Source organism: Stenotrophomonas sp. YJH_SMC_57, assembly GCF_059369755.1.
The window spans coordinates 25,105-41,382 of sequence record NZ_JCAFSZ010000008.1; the positions used below are offsets into that span (position 1 = coordinate 25,105).

At 67.9% G+C, this 16,278-nt stretch carries 13 protein-coding genes and 1 riboswitch; of the genes, 7 read left to right on the plus strand and 6 right to left on the minus strand.

Annotated features, from left to right (window positions below):
- Positions 1-54: 54 nt before the first annotated feature.
- Together metK and AC5P7U_RS12095 are read left to right on the plus strand one after the other, a co-directional pair.
- Positions 55-1,266, plus strand: a complete 1,212-nt coding sequence (metK, locus tag AC5P7U_RS12090) for a methionine adenosyltransferase (RefSeq protein ID WP_004154246.1) — start codon at positions 55-57, stop codon at positions 1,264-1,266.
- A gap of 140 nt (positions 1,267-1,406) precedes the next feature.
- On the plus strand, positions 1,407-1,913 hold the full coding sequence (locus AC5P7U_RS12095) for an acyl-CoA thioesterase (RefSeq protein WP_004154245.1): 507 nt from the start codon (positions 1,407-1,409) through the stop codon (positions 1,911-1,913).
- A 67-nt stretch (positions 1,914-1,980) separates the two neighbouring features.
- Here the strand turns inward: AC5P7U_RS12095 and ppc are convergent, their stop codons facing one another.
- Positions 1,981-4,692 (minus strand): phosphoenolpyruvate carboxylase, encoded by a 2,712-nt coding sequence (gene ppc, locus AC5P7U_RS12100; RefSeq protein ID WP_495221146.1) that lies wholly within the window; start codon positions 4,690-4,692, stop codon positions 1,981-1,983.
- A gap of 172 nt (positions 4,693-4,864) precedes the next feature.
- Positions 4,865-7,381 carry a prolyl oligopeptidase family serine peptidase gene (locus tag AC5P7U_RS12105; RefSeq protein WP_197563812.1) on the minus strand — a complete coding sequence of 839 codons (2,517 nt, stop codon included), beginning with the start codon at positions 7,379-7,381 and terminating at the stop codon, positions 4,865-4,867.
- A 120-nt stretch (positions 7,382-7,501) separates the two neighbouring features.
- Positions 7,502-7,585, plus strand: a riboswitch (S-adenosyl-L-homocysteine riboswitch).
- A 36-nt stretch (positions 7,586-7,621) separates the two neighbouring features.
- Between AC5P7U_RS12105 and ahcY the strand changes: the two genes are divergently transcribed.
- The 3 genes from ahcY (at position 7,622) to AC5P7U_RS12120 (ending at position 10,190) form a co-directional block, all read left to right on the plus strand.
- Complete coding sequence (gene ahcY, locus AC5P7U_RS12110) at positions 7,622-9,067, plus strand: adenosylhomocysteinase (protein WP_004154241.1); 1,446 nt, start codon at positions 7,622-7,624, stop codon at positions 9,065-9,067.
- A 164-nt stretch (positions 9,068-9,231) separates the two neighbouring features.
- Positions 9,232-9,705 carry a Cys-tRNA(Pro) deacylase gene (gene ybaK, locus AC5P7U_RS12115; protein ID WP_414554988.1) on the plus strand — a complete coding sequence of 158 codons (474 nt, stop codon included), beginning with the start codon at positions 9,232-9,234 and terminating at the stop codon, positions 9,703-9,705.
- Positions 9,705-10,190: a hypothetical protein gene (locus tag AC5P7U_RS12120; RefSeq protein ID WP_004154239.1), complete on the plus strand. Its 486-nt coding sequence runs from the start codon at positions 9,705-9,707 to the stop codon at positions 10,188-10,190. The genes ybaK and AC5P7U_RS12120 overlap by 1 nt, the downstream gene beginning before the upstream one ends.
- A gap of 104 nt (positions 10,191-10,294) precedes the next feature.
- Here the strand turns inward: AC5P7U_RS12120 and AC5P7U_RS12125 are convergent, their stop codons facing one another.
- The gene (locus AC5P7U_RS12125; RefSeq protein WP_004154238.1) at positions 10,295-10,852 is read right to left on the minus strand and encodes a DUF3228 family protein; all 558 of its coding nucleotides are present in this window, start codon (positions 10,850-10,852) and stop codon (positions 10,295-10,297) included.
- Positions 10,853-10,987: 135 nt separating this feature from the next.
- On the opposite strand from AC5P7U_RS12125, the gene AC5P7U_RS12130 reads away from it, so the two are divergent.
- Complete coding sequence (locus tag AC5P7U_RS12130) at positions 10,988-12,505, plus strand: amidohydrolase family protein (RefSeq protein WP_004154237.1); 1,518 nt, start codon at positions 10,988-10,990, stop codon at positions 12,503-12,505.
- A gap of 6 nt (positions 12,506-12,511) precedes the next feature.
- Here AC5P7U_RS12130 and AC5P7U_RS12135 read toward each other — a convergent pair whose 3' ends face one another.
- Genes AC5P7U_RS12135 through AC5P7U_RS12145 form a run of 3 tightly spaced genes read right to left on the minus strand, consistent with a single transcriptional unit; the run spans position 12,512 to position 15,243 of the window.
- Positions 12,512-13,243, minus strand: coding sequence for a LytR/AlgR family response regulator transcription factor (locus AC5P7U_RS12135; protein WP_004154236.1), 732 nt, complete (start codon positions 13,241-13,243; stop codon positions 12,512-12,514).
- Positions 13,240-14,286 (minus strand): histidine kinase, encoded by a 1,047-nt coding sequence (locus AC5P7U_RS12140; protein WP_197563819.1) that lies wholly within the window; start codon positions 14,284-14,286, stop codon positions 13,240-13,242. Before AC5P7U_RS12140 ends, AC5P7U_RS12135 begins: the two co-directional genes overlap by 4 nt.
- Before the next feature lie 24 nt (positions 14,287-14,310).
- Complete coding sequence (locus tag AC5P7U_RS12145) at positions 14,311-15,243, minus strand: alpha/beta fold hydrolase (protein ID WP_004154234.1); 933 nt, start codon at positions 15,241-15,243, stop codon at positions 14,311-14,313.
- Between the two features lie 202 nt (positions 15,244-15,445).
- Between AC5P7U_RS12145 and metF the strand changes: the two genes are divergently transcribed.
- Complete coding sequence (gene metF, locus AC5P7U_RS12150) at positions 15,446-16,273, plus strand: methylenetetrahydrofolate reductase [NAD(P)H] (protein WP_004154233.1); 828 nt, start codon at positions 15,446-15,448, stop codon at positions 16,271-16,273.
- Positions 16,274-16,278: the final 5 nt, after the last annotated feature.

The window sequence follows — 16,278 nt, forward strand, 5'->3', positions numbered from 1 at the left end:
CCCGTGTATCATGCGCGCCCATCTTTCCATCCGAATCAAGGGATATACCGCCTGATGTCCAGCTATCTCTTCACCTCCGAGTCGGTCTCTGAAGGCCATCCGGACAAGGTTGCCGACCAGATCTCCGATGCGGTGCTGGACGCGATCCTGACCCAGGACCAGCGCGCCCGCGTGGCCTGCGAGACCATGGTCAAGACCGGTGTTGCCATTGTCGCCGGTGAGATCACCACCAGCGCCTGGATCGACCTGGAAGCGCTGACCCGCAAGGTCATCACGGACATCGGCTATGACAGCTCCGAGGTCGGCTTCGACGGCGCCACCTGCGGCGTGCTGAACCTGATCGGCAAGCAGTCGCCGCACATCGCCCAGGGCGTGGACCGCAAGAAGCCGGAAGAAATGGGCGCGGGCGACCAGGGCCTGATGTTCGGCTATGCCACCAACGAGACCGACAGCTACATGCCGGCCGCGATCCACCTGTCGCACCGCCTGGTCGAGCAGCAGGCCAAGATCCGCAAGAAGCGCAACTCGCCGCTGTCGTGGCTGCGCCCGGACGCCAAGAGCCAGGTCACCCTGCGCTATGAAAACGGCGTGGTCTCGGCCATCGACGCCGTCGTCCTGTCGACCCAGCACGCCCCGGGCATCAAGCAGAAGGACCTCATCGAGGCCGTCCGCGAAGAGATCATCAAGCCGGTGCTGCCGGCCAAGTGGCTGCACAAGGGCACCAAGTTCCACATCAACCCGACCGGCAAGTTCGAGATCGGCGGCCCGGTGGGCGACTGCGGCCTGACCGGCCGCAAGATCATCGTCGACACCTACGGCGGCTGGGCCCGTCACGGTGGTGGCGCGTTCTCCGGCAAGGACCCGTCCAAGGTCGACCGTTCGGCAGCCTACGCGGCCCGCTACGTCGCCAAGAACGTGGTTGCCGCCGGCCTGGCCGACCGTTGCGAAGTGCAGGTCTCCTACGCCATCGGCGTGGCTGAGCCGACCTCGATCTCGGTCACCACCTTCGGCACCGGCAAGATCAGCGACGACAAGATCGAGAAGCTGATCCGCAAGCACTTCGACCTGCGCCCGTACGGCATCATCAAGATGCTGGACCTGGTGCACCCGATGTACCAGCAGACCGCGGCCTACGGCCACTTCGGCCGCAAGCCGAAAGAGTTCAGCTACCTCAACGGCGAAGGCGAGACCGTCAACGCCACGGCCTTCTCCTGGGAGAAGACCGACCGCGCCGCCGCCCTGCGCGCCGATGCGAAGCTGAAGTAAGAAACACGAAGGGCCGCGCAAGCGGCCCTTCTGCTTCTGGTAGAGCCGGCCGCTGGCCGGCTTTTTCATGGCGTCCGGAAACCATCGCGTGGGTGCCGGCCAGCGGCCGGCACGACCCGGTAACCGATACAATCCGGCGCATGTCGACCGAACTGAAAACCCACCAGCTGTCCATGACCGTGCTGATGTCGCCGGAGATGGCCAATTTCTCCGGCAAGGTCCATGGCGGTGCGATCCTGCGCCTGCTCGACCAGGTCGCCTACGCCTGCGCCAGCCGCTACGCCGGCAGCTACGTGGTCACCCTGTCGGTGGACCAGGTGATGTTCCGCCAGCCCATCGCGGTGGGCGAGCTGGTCACCTTCCTGGCCTCGGTGAACTACACCGGCACCTCATCGATGGAGATCGGCATCAAGGTGGTGGCCGAGGACATCCTCAAGCGCAGCGTGCGCCACGCCAACAGCTGCTTCTTCACCATGGTGGCGGTGGACGAGGAAGGCCGGCCGACGCCGGTGCCGACCCTGCAGCCATCCACCTCCGACGAGAAGCGCCGCCTGGCCGCCGCGCAGATCCGCCGCCAGCTGCGCCAGGAAATGGAACAGCGGCATCTGGAACTGCTGGCGTCGAATCCGCCGTCGCCGGAGGAGTGAGGGCGTGCGGGGCAAGCCCCGCACCCACCGAGGCAGGTAGCGCCGGGTCATGCCCGGCGGATGCGGATCAACCCGTGTTCTGCACGCCCTGCGAAACACCGTTCACGCAGGCCACCAGTGCGCGCAGCAGGTCGTCATCCTCGCGCCCGCTGGCCCGCCAGCGCTGCAGCAGGTCCACCTGCAGCACGCTGATCGGATCGACGTAGGGATTACGCAGGCGGATCGACAACGCCAACCGCGCGTCGTGGTCGAGCAACGTCCGCTGATCCATCAACGCCAGCAGCCAGTGCCGGGTCAGTTCCAGTTCGCGCTGCACCTGCGGGAAGAAACGCCCGTGCAACTCACCGGACAGCTTCGAGAACTGCTCGGCGATGGTGATATCGCCCTTGGACAGCACCATCGCGATGTCATCCAGGAAGGTGCGGAAGAACGGCCAGTCGCGTGCCATCGCGCGCAGGGTCTGCTCGTGGCCGGCATCGACCGCGGCCTGCAGGCCGCTCCCCACGCCGTACCAGCCGGGAATGACCGCGCGCGCCTGGCTCCAGGCAAATACCCACGGAATCGCACGCAGGTTGCCCAGTGCTGCGTCCTGGCCGAGCCGGCGCGACGGCCGCGAGCCCAGCGTCATCCGCTCGATCACGTCGATCGGCGTGGCAGTGCGGAAGTAGTCCATGAAACCTGGCTGGGCAACGAAGGCTCGATACACCTCGCTGCTGGCCGAGGCCAATGCGTCCATCACCGGCCGCCAGTCGTCCTCGCGCGGCTCAGGTGCGCGTGGCCGCAGGCTGGCGCGCAGCACCGCGCCGGTAGCCTGCTCCAGCGAACGCAGGGCCAGCGCACGGATGCCGTACTTGCGGTGGATCACCTCACCCTGCTCGGTCACCCGCAGGCGGCCATCGATGCTGCCACGCGGCGAGGCATCCACGGCGTGGGTGGTCTTGCCGCCACCGCGGCTGATCGAGCCGCCACGGCCATGGAAGAAGGTCAGGCGGATGCCGGCCTCGGCCGCCACCTCCAGCAGTTCCACCTGCGCGCGCTGCAGGCCCCAGCGCGAGGCGGCGATACCACCGTCCTTGCTGCTGTCCGAATAGCCCAGCATCACCATCTGCACGTCGTCGCGTGCTTGCAGGTGTGCGCGATAGATCGGGTCGGCCAGCAGATCACGCAGGGTCGCTGTGCCGCGCTTGAGGTCATCCACGGTCTCGAACAGGGGGGCGATGTCCAGCGGCACCGAACCGCCCTCTTCCACCAGGCCGCCACGGCGTGCCAATGCGAGCACCGCCAGCACGTCACTGCGGTCATGCGCCATCGAGATGATGTAGCTGCCCAGCGCATCACCACCGTGGCGTGCGCGCGCATCGGCCAGTGCGGCGAATACCGCATCCAGCCGCTGGTTGCCCTCGTCGTCACTCTTCGGCAGCGCGGCTTCACCACTGGCATGCGGCGCCAGCAGGCGCGCGCGGCCCACTACGTCCAGGCCGTACCAAGCGCTTTCCCCGCCCAGCACCGCCGCCAGCGCGCGCGCATGCACGCTCGATTCCTGGCGCACGTCCAGCCGTGCCAGATGGAAGCCGAAGGTCTTGACCCGCCACAGCAGGCGCTGCACGGCAAAGCCACCGGCATGCTCGCCGCGGTTGGCGCGCAGGCTGTCGAGGATCAGTTGCAGGTCGTCGATCAGTTCGTCCGGGCCGGCATAGGCACCCTCGCCGTCGTCCAGCGTGGCCTGCAGGCGCGCGCGCATGCGGTCGTTGAGCAGGCGGTACGGCATGTCGGCATGGCGCGGCCGTGACTGCACCTGCGGCAGCAGCTGCTGGTAGTGCGCCACGCGCGCCTGCAATGCATCGCTGACCCCCACCCGCTCGGTGGACTGGCTGAGCAGGCTGGCCAGCTGCAGCAGTTCCTTCTGGTAGCGCCCCAGTACCGCCTGGCGCTGCGCATCCAGCGTGTTGCGGATGGTGCTGGCATCCACGTTTGGATTGCCATCCATGTCGCCACCCACCCAGGTGCCGAAGCGCAGCAGTCGCGGCAGCGGCAGCTCTTCGCCGTAGGTATCGCGCAGCGCCTGCTGCAGCGATTCGTACAGCACCGGGATGACCCGATACAGCACCTGCACCAGGTAGAAGCCGACGTGCTCGCGCTCGTCATCGACGGTGGGCCGCACCGGCGAGGAATCGGTGGTCTGCCACGACGCGGTCAGCGCCATGCGGAAGCGCGCGGCATCGGCCGCGGCTTCGCCCGGCGTGCGCTGGCCGTCGAGGTTGTCGACCAGGCTGGCCACCATCAGCTGCTCTTTCTCCAGCAGCGCGCGGCGCACGGCTTCGGTGGGATGCGCGGTGAACACCGGTTCGATATCGATGCGCGGCAGCCACTGCGCCAGTTCGTCCAGGCCCACGCCCTGCGCCTTCAGGTGCTGCAGCGCGTCCTGCAGGCCATCGGGCTGCGGCGCAGCGGTGCCGGCCCGCTGGTAGTCACGCCGGCGGCGGATGCGATGCACGCGTTCAGCGATGTTGACCACCTGGAAGTAGGTGCTGAACGCCCGCACCATGGTTTCGGCCTGCTGCGGCGTGCGCCCGGCCAGCCCTCCGGCCAGCTCCGACAGCGGCGCCTGGTTCTCGCGGCGGGCGATGGCGCGGGTGCGCACGTCCTCGACATCGTCGAGGAAGGCGGCGGACACCTGTTCCACCAGCAGGTCGCCAACCAGTGCGCCGAGCCGGCGCACGTCATCGCGAAGCGGAAGATCGGGAGAAGCGAACTCGATGCTGCTGCGGTACTCGTTCATCGGCGACGCACAGGCCTCGGTCAACGGATCCAGACCCCAAGCCTATCCCAGATCGGGCGTCGTGCTGCGATGCAAAAATGGTTTCATCTGGTAGTGCCGGCCGCTGGCCGGCAACCTCAGGTTGCGTGGGTCCATGAGGTTGCCGGCCAGCGGCCGGCACTACCAGGTCCGGTCAGCGCTTCTTCTTCGCCTTGCCCTGCTCGGCCGGGCCGATGGTCTGCTCCAGCCAGCGCTCGCTCTCGGCCAGCATGGTCATGATCGATTCGCGCGCGCGGTAGGCATGCGATTCGTTCGGCAGCATCACCAGCCGCGCGCTGCCACCCAGGCCCTTCACCGCAGCGAACATGCGCTCGCTCTGGATCGGGAACGTGCCGGAGTTGTTGTCGTCCACGCCGTGGATGAAGAGGATCGGATCCTTGATCCTGTCGGCGTAGTTGAACGGCGCCATCTTCTGGTAGACGTCCTGCGCCTGCCAGTAGTTGCGCTCCTCGGCCTGGAAGCCGAACGGCGTCAGCGTGCGGTTGTAGGCACCGCTGCGCGCGATGCCGGCCTTGAACAGGCGGGTGTGCGCCAGCAGGTTGGCGGTCATGAACGCGCCATAGGAATGGCCACCGATGGCGATGTGATCGCGGTCGGTCACGCCACGCCGCACCACTTCATCCACCGCCGCCTGCGCATTGGCCACCAGCTGTTCGATGTAGGTGTCGTTGGGCTCCTTGTCGCCCTCGCCGATGATCGGCATCGACGGGCTGGCCAGCACCACGTAGCCCTTGGCCAGGAACGCCTGCGGGCCCCAGTAACTGATCGCGTTGAATCGGTACGGCGAATCGGTGACCTGGCTGGCCGCGGCCGCGCTCTTGAACTCACCCGGGTAGGCCCACATCAGCAGCGGGCGCGGGCCGTCACGCTTCGGGTCGTAGCCCGGCGGCAGCAGCAGGGTCGCGGTCAGATCCACGCCGTCCTTGCGCTTGTAGCGGATCTGCTCCTTCTGCACGCCCTTCAGCTGCGGCAGCGGGTGGGCAAAGTGGGTCAGTGCGCGCGGGGCGGCGCCGGCATCGGCCAGCGACTGCACGTAGAAGTTGGCCGGCTCGTCCGGGCTTTCACGGCTCAGCAGCAGCGAGCTGCCCTGTTCGTCCAGCAGCGCAACCGGCAACGAATAGCTCGGTGCCTGCGAGTGGAACAGGCGCGTCGCCTTGCCCGTGGCGATGTCGAAGCGATCGACGAACGGGCGGTCGCCTTCCGGCGAGGCACCGGCACCGGCCAGGTACAGGCTGCTGCCATCGGTGCTGGTCTGCAGCAGCGAGCGGCCGCGGTCGTCGCTGGACATCAGCGGCCGGCCCGGATCGGCGTAGCGGTCCTGCGCATCGCGATCCCACAGCAGGCGCGGCTCGGCACCGGCGTTGTCCGGGGCGATCAGCCAGGTCTTGGTCTTGCGGGTCTTCCACCACGATTCGGTCAGCAGGGCCAGGTCGCCACGGCCCCAGCTGATGCCGGCCAGGCGGCTGCCGAGCTGGGCCAGGGTCACCGGCGGTTTGTCGAACGGTGCGGCCTGCATCAGTACCGCATCGCGCACCTTGGCCTCCCGGTTCGGGTCGCCGCCGTCCTGCGCCTCGGCCCACACCAGGGTGGCATCGGCATCACCGCGCCAGCGGATGTCACGCACGCCGGTCACCTCGGCATCGTTGCCGGTCGGCAGGCCTTCCACCAGCGGGCGTACCGCTACGGTGTGCACCAGCGTGCCGCTGGCACGGTCGATCACTTCGATGCGGCGCGGGAAGCTGTCCACCGGCACCACGTACGAGTACGGGCGCTGCACCGGCTGGCGCAGCACGTAGCGGCCATCCGGCGAAACCGAGAAGCCCATGAAGATGCCGGCCGCGCCGATCGGGCGGGTGTTGCCATCCAGGCTGACTTCCACCGGCTGTGTGGTCGCGTAGTAATCGAACTGGCGCGCGTCGGCCTCGTTCTTCAGCAGGTCCTGGTAGGTGCGGATCGAGACGACGCCGCCGCCCTGGCTGGTCTGCTGCACGGCCGGGCCGGTCGGGATGCCATCCGCGGCGGGGGCGGCGCCCAGGTTGGCCGGGCGGGTGAACACCACCAGCCCACGGCTGTCCGGCAGCCACTGGTAACCACTGCCCATCACCGTGTTCAGGCCGGCGACCAGGCGGCGGGCGTTGCCGGCAGCCACATCCACCAGCCACAGTTCATTGGCACCGCTGGCGGCGTCCACCTGGTTGAAAGCCAGCCACTTCTGGTCCGGCGACCACATCAGGCTGGCGATCGACAGCGTGCCCGGCAGGCCGCTGATCGGCCGCTCCTTGCCGTCGGCCACGTTCATCAGCCACAGCTTCTGGCCGAAGCTGAAGCGGCTGTCGGAGAACGTGCGCGGGTTGATGCGCTGGCCGGCCAGCTTCAGTTCCGGCTGCGCCACCACCTGGATCGACGGCAGCGACGGCATCTGCATCAGCGCGGCCACGTCGCGGCGCGGCGACAGGAACAGCGACGGCGCGCGCGGCGCGTCGACCACCGCCTGCAGCGCGGCCGAGGGCAGTTCGTAGGCCGTGACGCCCTGCGCCTGCGCCGCAGCCGGCTGCGGGGTGGCCGAGAAGGCCAGCGGGGCCACTGCCAGCAGCCCCATCGACAGGACCAGGCCGGTCCAGCGCCGTGCGCGGCGCGTGTGCATGCTCATCGTTCCACCTGTGTGATGCGTGAAAACACCGACCTTAACAGGCCGTGCATGCCTGCCCATCTGCCGATGGTTGGGTCATCCCTGTGTCATGACGGTGCCGCGATATAATGAGGGTTCTCCCCTGCCGAGGGGCGCTGCGACCGGATCCCACGAGGCCCGGCCAGGCTCGGTAAGGTGGCTATGCAACAACGGCGCCCGGCCAGATGCGAGCACCCGCTCGCCCACAACCGGAGCACACGAATGAACGCTGTTGCCAAGACCTTCTCCACCGAAGGTGATTACAAGATCCGCGACATCACCCTGGCCGACTGGGGCCGCAAGGAACTGGACATCGCCGAGCACGAGATGCCGGGCCTGATGTCGATCCGCCGCAAGTACCAGGCCGAGCTGCCGCTGAAGGGCGTGCGCGTGACCGGCTCGCTGCACATGACCATCCAGACCGCGGTGCTGATCGAGACCCTGAAGGACATCGGCGCCGACGTGCGCTGGGCCTCGTGCAACATCTTCTCGACCCAGGACCACGCCGCCGCCGCCATCGCCGCCACCGGCACCCCGGTGTTCGCCTGGAAGGGCGAGACCCTGGAAGAGTACTGGGACTGCACCCTGGACGCGCTGACCTTCACCCTGGCCGACGGCACCCTGACCGGCCCGGAGCTGGTGGTTGACGACGGCGGTGACGTGACCCTGCTGATCCACAAGGGCTACGAGCTGGAAAACGGCAGCGACTGGGTCAACACCGCGTCCTCCTCGCACGAAGAACAGGTCATCAAGAACCTGCTCAAGCGCGTGGCCAAGGAGCGCCCGGGTTACTGGGGCCGCGTGGTCAAGGACTGGAAGGGCGTCTCCGAAGAGACCACCACCGGCGTGCACCGCCTGTACCAGCTGGCCCAGGCCGGCACCCTGCTGATCCCGGCGATCAACGTCAACGACTCGGTCACCAAGAGCAAGTTCGACAACCTGTACGGCTGCCGCGAGTCGCTGGCCGATGGCCTGAAGCGCGCGATGGACGTGATGCTGGCCGGCAAGGTCGCCGTGGTCTGCGGCTACGGCGACGTCGGCAAGGGCTGCGCCGCGTCGCTGCGTGCCTATGGCGCGCGCGTGATCGTCACCGAGATCGACCCGATCTGCGCCCTGCAGGCGGCGATGGAAGGCTATGAAGTCAACACCATCGAATCGACCCTGGGCCGTGCCGACCTGTACGTCACCACCACCGGCAACAAGGACATCATCCGCATCGAGCACCTCAGCGCGATGAAGGACCAGGCCATCGTCTGCAACATCGGCCACTTCGACAACGAGATCCAGGTCGATGCGCTGGTGTCGTTCGCCGGCATCAAGCACGTCAACATCAAGCCGCAGGTGGACAAGTACATCTTCCCGAACGGCAACGCGATCTTCCTGCTGGCCGAAGGCCGCCTGGTGAACCTGGGCTGCGCCACCGGCCACCCGAGCTTCGTGATGTCCAACAGCTTCGCCAACCAGACCCTGGCACAGATCGACCTGTGGGCGAACAAGGACAGCTACGAGAAGAAGGTCTACCTGCTGCCGAAGAAGCTGGACGAGGAAGTGGCCCGCCTGCACCTGGAAAAGATCGGCGTGAAGCTGACCACCCTGAGCCAGGAACAGGCCGACTACATCGGCGTGCCGGTGGAAGGCCCGTTCAAGCCGGACCACTACCGCTACTGATGCGTGTGGTGTGCCGGCCTGCGGCCGGCACACCCGGTGCATGCAACACACGGAACGGGCGCCTTCGGGCGCCCGTTCTGCGTCTGCATGCAGCCATGCACCCCGCATCCACCCGCAATAGCCTCGGTCAAGGCAACGCCTCCGCCCCGCGCTACGATGCCTCCATGACACCGGCCATCAACCTGCTCAAGCGCGAGAAGATCGCCCACACCGTGCGCAGCTATGTGCACGACGCCCATGCCGAGTCCTATGGCGGCGAAGCCGTCGACAAGCTCGGCCTGGACCCCGCCCAGGTGTTCAAGACCCTGCTGGCCAGCACCGAAACCCACGAACTGCTGGTAGCAATCGTGCCAGTGGCCGGCCAGCTGGACCTGAAGGCGCTGGCCGAAGCCGCCCGCTGCAAGAAGTGCGAAATGGCCGCAGCCGATGCCGCACAGCGTGCGACCGGCTACCTGGTCGGCGGCATCAGCCCACTTGGGCAGAAGAAGCGCCTGCGCACCTTCCTCGATGCCAGCGCCGAAGTGCTGCCCATGCTGCATGTCAGCGCCGGGCGGCGTGGCCTGGAAGTGGAACTGGCGCCGGACGACCTGCTGCGGCTGACTGCCGGCCACTACGCGGCCATCGGCAAGGCACGCTGATGCGCTGGCCGTGGTCCGCCGCACCGTCACCCCGGCTTGAAGATCCACAGGCCGATGTACTGCTGCAGGACCTGCTGTCACGCGACGGTGCACGCATCACCGACGCGGCACGCACCATCGCGCGGCTGTTCAGCGCGTCGTCGCTGGACGCCCTGGCGATGCATGCGGCCTTGATTGAACATCGCTGCCAGGGCATCGCACTGGGTGGCATGCTGATCAGCAACCAGGCGCACCTGAAGGCGGCGCTGCAGCGGCTGCGCTACTGGCAGGCGCGCCAGGGCTGCCTGTGCGCGCTCAATCCCGGCTATCCGTTCTTCGATCCCCGTCGCCTGCTTGAACAGGGGCAGATGCAGCTGCTCTCGGTGCAGGACGCCGAGGATGGATGGGGCGACTGCCACACCGTTGCCTGCGTGCAGTGCGGCCAGCACTGGCAGGCGATCGACCGCGAATACCATTACCCCTGGTGGGAGTGGAAGGCCATCTGACAGGGACGCAGCCACGCATGGCGTGGCTCTACTGCAACAACATCGCCCGTGGATGGCATCACCACGCCCCGCACGCCAACGGCCTCACCACAGGCCGAGGCCGCCTACGGCCGCCAGTTGGCGTTGCTCTCCCAGAACGCCACCGCGCGCTGGTAGGCCTCGCGGTCCAGCGGCACGCCGGAACCGCCCTCCTCCACGCCCAGCGCATTGCGCATCATGGTGATCGGCGCCATCGGCACTTCTTCCGGTTCGGCGGTGTAGATGCAGCCGACGATGCCCCAGTCGGCCTCGATCGGCGAACCTTCCTTGGCGAGCTGCTCGGCGCTGTACAGGATCACCACCAGGTAGTTCGCGCGCGGCGACTCCACGCCTTCGAACCAGCGCACCAGCACCGGCAGCTCGTCGCGGTTGCGCGCTTCATAACCGCTACGCAGCAGGTGCCGGTTGGCGTCGGTCACCGGCACCGTCAGGCAGCGCGTGCTGGTCCAGTTCTCGTAGACGAACAGCTTGCAGAATGGCGCGTAGCCGTCCAGCACCTTCATCGGCGCGTGCGCATTGAGGTAGGCCTCGAACTGCTCGGCGGTGCAATCCTGGATGGTGTTGCCGCGCGGCACGCGCGGGAACAGGCGGGGACGGGCGAAATCGGTGAGGACGATGGACATGGCGCGATGTGATCAGGAGTTCTGCCGCACAGGGTAACCGCCCCGCAGGCGGCAGGGGCGGATACCGATGCCCACTGGCATCCAATCCAGGTTTGCCGCACCCTGCGCAGGACCCACCGCAAGGATCGCCGGCTCATGGAAGCAGCACGCGCGTTGCCCCGTCCCGCCCCCCGTCGTCGCTGGCTGAAGGTGCTGGCCGTACTCCTGCTGGCGCCGCCACTGCTGTTCGCCGCCGCCCTGTTCTGGCCGCTGCCGGCACCGCCGCTGCCCGAACCCGGCAACAGCCGCGTGATCGTCAATGCCCGGGTGGTAGACGTCGTACGTGGCCAGGTCAGCGAACCGACCACGGTGACGCTACGCGACGGCATGATCACCGCCATCGGCGAAAGCGTTGCCGATGCAGCGTTGCCGGTCTTCGACGCCGGTGGCCGCTGGCTGCTGCCGGGCTTCTGGGACATGCACACCCATGCACTGCAGTTGTCGCCGCAACTACAGTTCCCGCTGATGCTGGCCAACGGCATCACCGGCACCCGCGACATGATGGACTGCCCACAGGCCACCGATCCGCTGATCGCCTGCGTGGCCGACAAGCGCCGCTGGACCACACAGGCCATCGCCGGGCAGCAGGTTGCGCCGCGTTTCGTGCAGATCGCCAGCTTCTACTTCGAAGATCCGTTACTCGCGCCGGAAGCCGCCGCTGAGCGTGCCCGCGCGTACAGCGCGCGTGGCGTCGACGCGTTGAAGGTCTACAACCGGCTGCGTGCCGATACCTACCAGCGGCTGGCCACCGAGGCGCAGCAGCTGCGCCGCCCGCTGGTCGGCCACCTGCCCAGGGCCGTGCCACTGGAAAGCGCATTGCAGGCCGGCCAGCGCAGCTTCGAGCACGCCCATCTGTTCGTACGCCACTGCTTCGACAACGCGGCGGCGTGGCGCGGTGGCACGCTCGATGGCGAAGACCCGACCGCGCTGGCCGAACGGATGGTCAGCGGCTACCAGCCAGCGCTGTGCAGCGAAGCGTTCGGATTGATGCAGGCCAGCGCTGCGGCGTTCGTGCCGACCCACGTCACCCGCGAGGAAGACGCACGCGCACGCGATCCGGCGTTCATCAACGATCCGCGCCTGGCCTATCTGGACCCGCTTTCGCGCTGGGCCTGGCGTGACGATCTGCAGGCCACGGTGGAGCGCTACCCTGGCCTGCGCGGCGAAGACGTGCTGAAAGCCTACTTCGAGCATGGACTGGCGCTGACCGGTGCCGCGCATCGTGCGGGCGTCACCGTGCTGGTCGGCACCGATACCGGCCTGGGCGGTTTCCGCTACCACGATGAACTGCAGTGGCTGCGACGGGCGGGCCTGAGCCAGGCCGAGGTACTGCGTGCCGCCACGCTGCAGGCCGCGCGTCATCTGGAGTTGCAGGCATCGCACGGCAGCATCGAGGTCGGCAAGGCCGCCGACCTCGTCCTGCTCGATGGCAACCCGCTGCACGCCACCGCCAACACCCGCCGCGTGCACGCCGTGCTGCTGGCCGGCCACCTCTACGACCGCCCGCGACTGGATGCCCTGCAGGCCTATGCCCGTGCACAGGCACGATCGCCCGCGGTGATGGCACGCCTGCTGTGGGGCTTCGTCACCAGCCCGGTCAGTGCCGAACTGTAGCGGCGGCTACAACGCCATCCGCTCGCGCAGCTCACGCGCCTGCCGCCGCGATACTTCCACTTCGCTGTCGTCATCCAGGGCCAGGTCGTAGCCATCGCCGATGCTCGGCGTCACCGCGCGGATACGGCGCAGATTGACCAGCGTGTTGCGGTTGGCCCGGAAGAACAGCTCCTGCGGCAGGCGTGCTTCCAATGCGCTCAGGCTGCGGGTCAGCAGCGCGTTCTGGTCGCGGAACCACAGCCGCGTGTAGTTGCCATCCACCACCAGCCGACGGATCTCCGAGACCGCGACGAACCAGCAGCGCTCGCCCTCGCGAACGAACACCTGGTCCTGCGCCCCCAGCGTGCTGCGCGGCTCCGGGGTTTCGCCTGCCACCATCCCGCGCTGGCGCGCCCGCTGCAACGCTTCCAGCAAGCGGGGTGCCTCGACCGGCTTCACCAGATAGTCCAGCGCGTTGGCCTGGAACGCGCGCACCGCGTAGGTGTCGTAGGCAGTAACGAAGACCACCGCCGGCACGGATTCCAGCCCCTCCAGAACGTCGAAGCCACTGCCGGAGGGCATCTGCACATCCAGCAGCACCAGATCCGGCGCCAGTGTGGCGATTGCCTCGCGTGCAGCGGGCACATCGTCGGCCTCGCCCACGCACTGCACCCAGGGCAGCGCCGACAACAGCGTGCGCAGCTCCTGCCGCGCCAGCCGTGCATCATCAACGATCAACACACGCAGCACGCCACTCATTGCGGAATCTCCAGCAGGGCCTGCATGCGCTCGCCGACCGGCTGCAGGGTGAAACGACCTTGCGTACCGAGCTGCGCACGCAGATAGGCCAGGCCGACGCCATGCCCATGGGTGGGCTCGTTGGCGCTGCCCAGCGGATTGTCCACCTGCAGGCGCAGCACGTCATTGTCCAGCGTGACACTTATCTGCACCACGCCACCGCCCGGGCGGCTGGCGATGCCGTGCTTGATCGCATTCTCGACCAGCAGCTGCAGCGCCATCGCCGGCAACTGTGCCTGCGTGGCATCGGCATCAATCTGCTGCCGCACCTGCAGGCGCTGTTCGAAGTGGATCGCCTCGATCGCCAGATAGTCATCCACCACCGCCAGTTCCTCGGCCAGCGTGACCTGCTCGCTGCGGTTGTGCGCCAGCGCCTGGCGCAGGGTGCGCGACAGGCGGGTGACCATGTCGCGCGCGCGCTCGGGATCTTCCAGGATCAACGCACGCAGGTTGTTCAGCGCATTGAACATGAAATGCGGATTGAGCCGCGCGCGCAGTGCATCGCGCTCCAGCGCGCTGCGCTCGGCTTCCGCGCGCAGCCGGGCCAGCTCCGCACCCCGTATCCGGCGCAGGCCGTGCAGGCCCGCCCACAGCGCGGTCCACAGCGCCAGCATCACCGCCGTGGTGTACCAGTAGAGCAGCAGCGCCTTGGGGCTGAAGTCGGCCACCTGGCGGCCGGCATCCACCCATCCCAGAGCCAGTGCCGTGTGCAAGGCCATGTTCACCAGTGCCTGCGCCAGCGCCGCGCCGAGCGCCACCGACACGGCCAGCCGCAACAACAGCCCGGCGGTACCGCGCGACCACCAGCCGGCGCGCAGGGCCAGCGCACGAATGCCACCGCTGCAGCCGAACAGGCTGACCGCCAGGCCGACCGTGATCAGCACGCCCGCGCTTCCGGCGTCAGCCAGATAGGCATGCCGCAGCGCGAGGCCGGCGGCCGCGTAGAGTGCCCACACCAACGCATTGAGCAGCCAGAAGCGTACCGACGAAGAGGAGTCCGGCATGTCCATTCCGAGGCGTGTTGAAACTCAGGGGTGACGGTCGAGGAAGGCCTGCACCTGCCCGCGCAGCCAGCTCGGATCATCCCACATCAGGAAGTGGAAACCCTGCGCGCTCATCGCGACCTGCACGTCGTGCAGCTTCGCGTACTGGGCCTGGAACACTGCCCGCGTGCTCGCTTCGGTGCCGCCCATCGGCTGGTAGCCGGCCCAGCTGCCCAGCACCAGTGTCGGCGCGTTGATCGAGGTGATGCTGTCACGCAGGTCGGTGGTCATCACCGCGTGCATCGCATCGGCCGTGGTCTGGCGGTCACTGCATTCACCCCAGCGGCCCAGCTCGTCCTGCCGCTGCGGGTCACGGGTCATGCCCGGCAGGCCGGCCTTCAGCTGCGCCTGCCACTGCGCAGCGTCGGCGGCGAGCATGCCCTTGCGCAGCTGCTCGGCCATCGGCCGCACGCTGTCCGCGGTGGCATTCGGGTCGCGTGCCGCCGGCAGGAACGGCAGCGCGTCCACCACCACCAGCGCGCTGACCGCCTTCGGCTCGGCCTGCGCCATCTGCAGGCCCAGCAGGCCACCCAGGCTGTGGCCGACCACCGCCACCGGGCCCAGATGCTGGTCATGCAGGTAGGCCAGCAACTGCGCGCGCATCGCCGGCAGGAACCCGGCCGGGCGCGGCTCGGCCGGCGCGGCGCCGGCAAAACCCGGCAACTGCACCAGATGGCATTGCACGTCCTTCAGGGCCAGGCAGGTCTCGCGCCAGACCTCGGCGCTGCTGTTCAGGCCGGGGATCATCAATAGCGGGCGGCCCTTGCCGACCACCTCGACCTGCACCCTGCCGGGGGCCGTGGCGCCGGTCGGGGCAGCATGCGCCGATCCGGAACCCAGCACGGCCATCGCCATGCCGATCATCGCCAGCCGTGCCAGCGCCTTCATTGCGTACCAGAGTGCCAGGAAGATCTTCATCGTCTGCTCCTTCATCGGGTGGGTGTTGCCGGGTTGGGCTCAGCGTGCCGCCAGCCACGGCGCCGCTGTTGCGAATCCGGAGCAACGGCCGGACACCCGGGCGAACGGTCGCCGGCGAGGGACGGCGCCCATCACATCGCACGTACACATCCATCTTGATGAAGCGATATACTTACCCGTACCTGCCGCCGCCGCCCGCGCCATGACCGCCATCAGCTTCGAGTTCTATCCACCCAAGACCGACGAACAGCGCAGCCAGCTCGACCGCGCCGCGGACAAGCTGAAGGACTACGGGCCCGAGTACGTGTCATGCACCTTCGGCGCCGGTGGATCGACCCTGAGCTACACCTCCGAAACCGTGCGCCACCTCAACCAGCACCATGGCTTCGAAGCGGCCCCCCACCTGTCCTGCGTTGGCGGCACCCGCCAGGAAATCCGCGAACTGCTCAAGCTGTACCGCGCCATCGGCTGCGACCGCCTGGTCGCGTTGCGCGGCGACCTGCCCTCCGGCATGGGTTTCCCCGGCGACATGCGCTATGCCGCCGAACTGATCGCCTTCATCCGCGCCGAGCACGGCGACGCCTTCCGCATCGAGGTTGGCGCCTACCCGGAAACCCATCCGCAGGCCTCCGATGCATTGGCCGACCTGAAGCACTTCAAGGCCAAGATCGATGCCGGTGCCGATGCGGCGATCACCCAGTATTTCTACAACCCGGATGCGTACTTCCATTTCGTCGACGCAGTGCAGCGGCTCGGCGTGCAGGTACCGATCACGCCCGGCATCATGCCGATCGCCAACTTCAGCCAGCTGCGCCGCTTTTCCGAGCAGTGCGGCGCGGAGATCCCACGCTGGATCAGCCGCAGGATGCAGGCCTATGGCGATGACGTGGATTCGGTGCGTGCATTCGGCACCGAGGTGGTGGCCCGGCTGTGCCAGCGCCTGATCGAGGGCGGTGCACCCGGCCTGCACTTCTACACGTTGAACCTGGCCAAGCCGACCACGTCGGTGCTGAAACTGCTGCAGCTGTGAAAGCG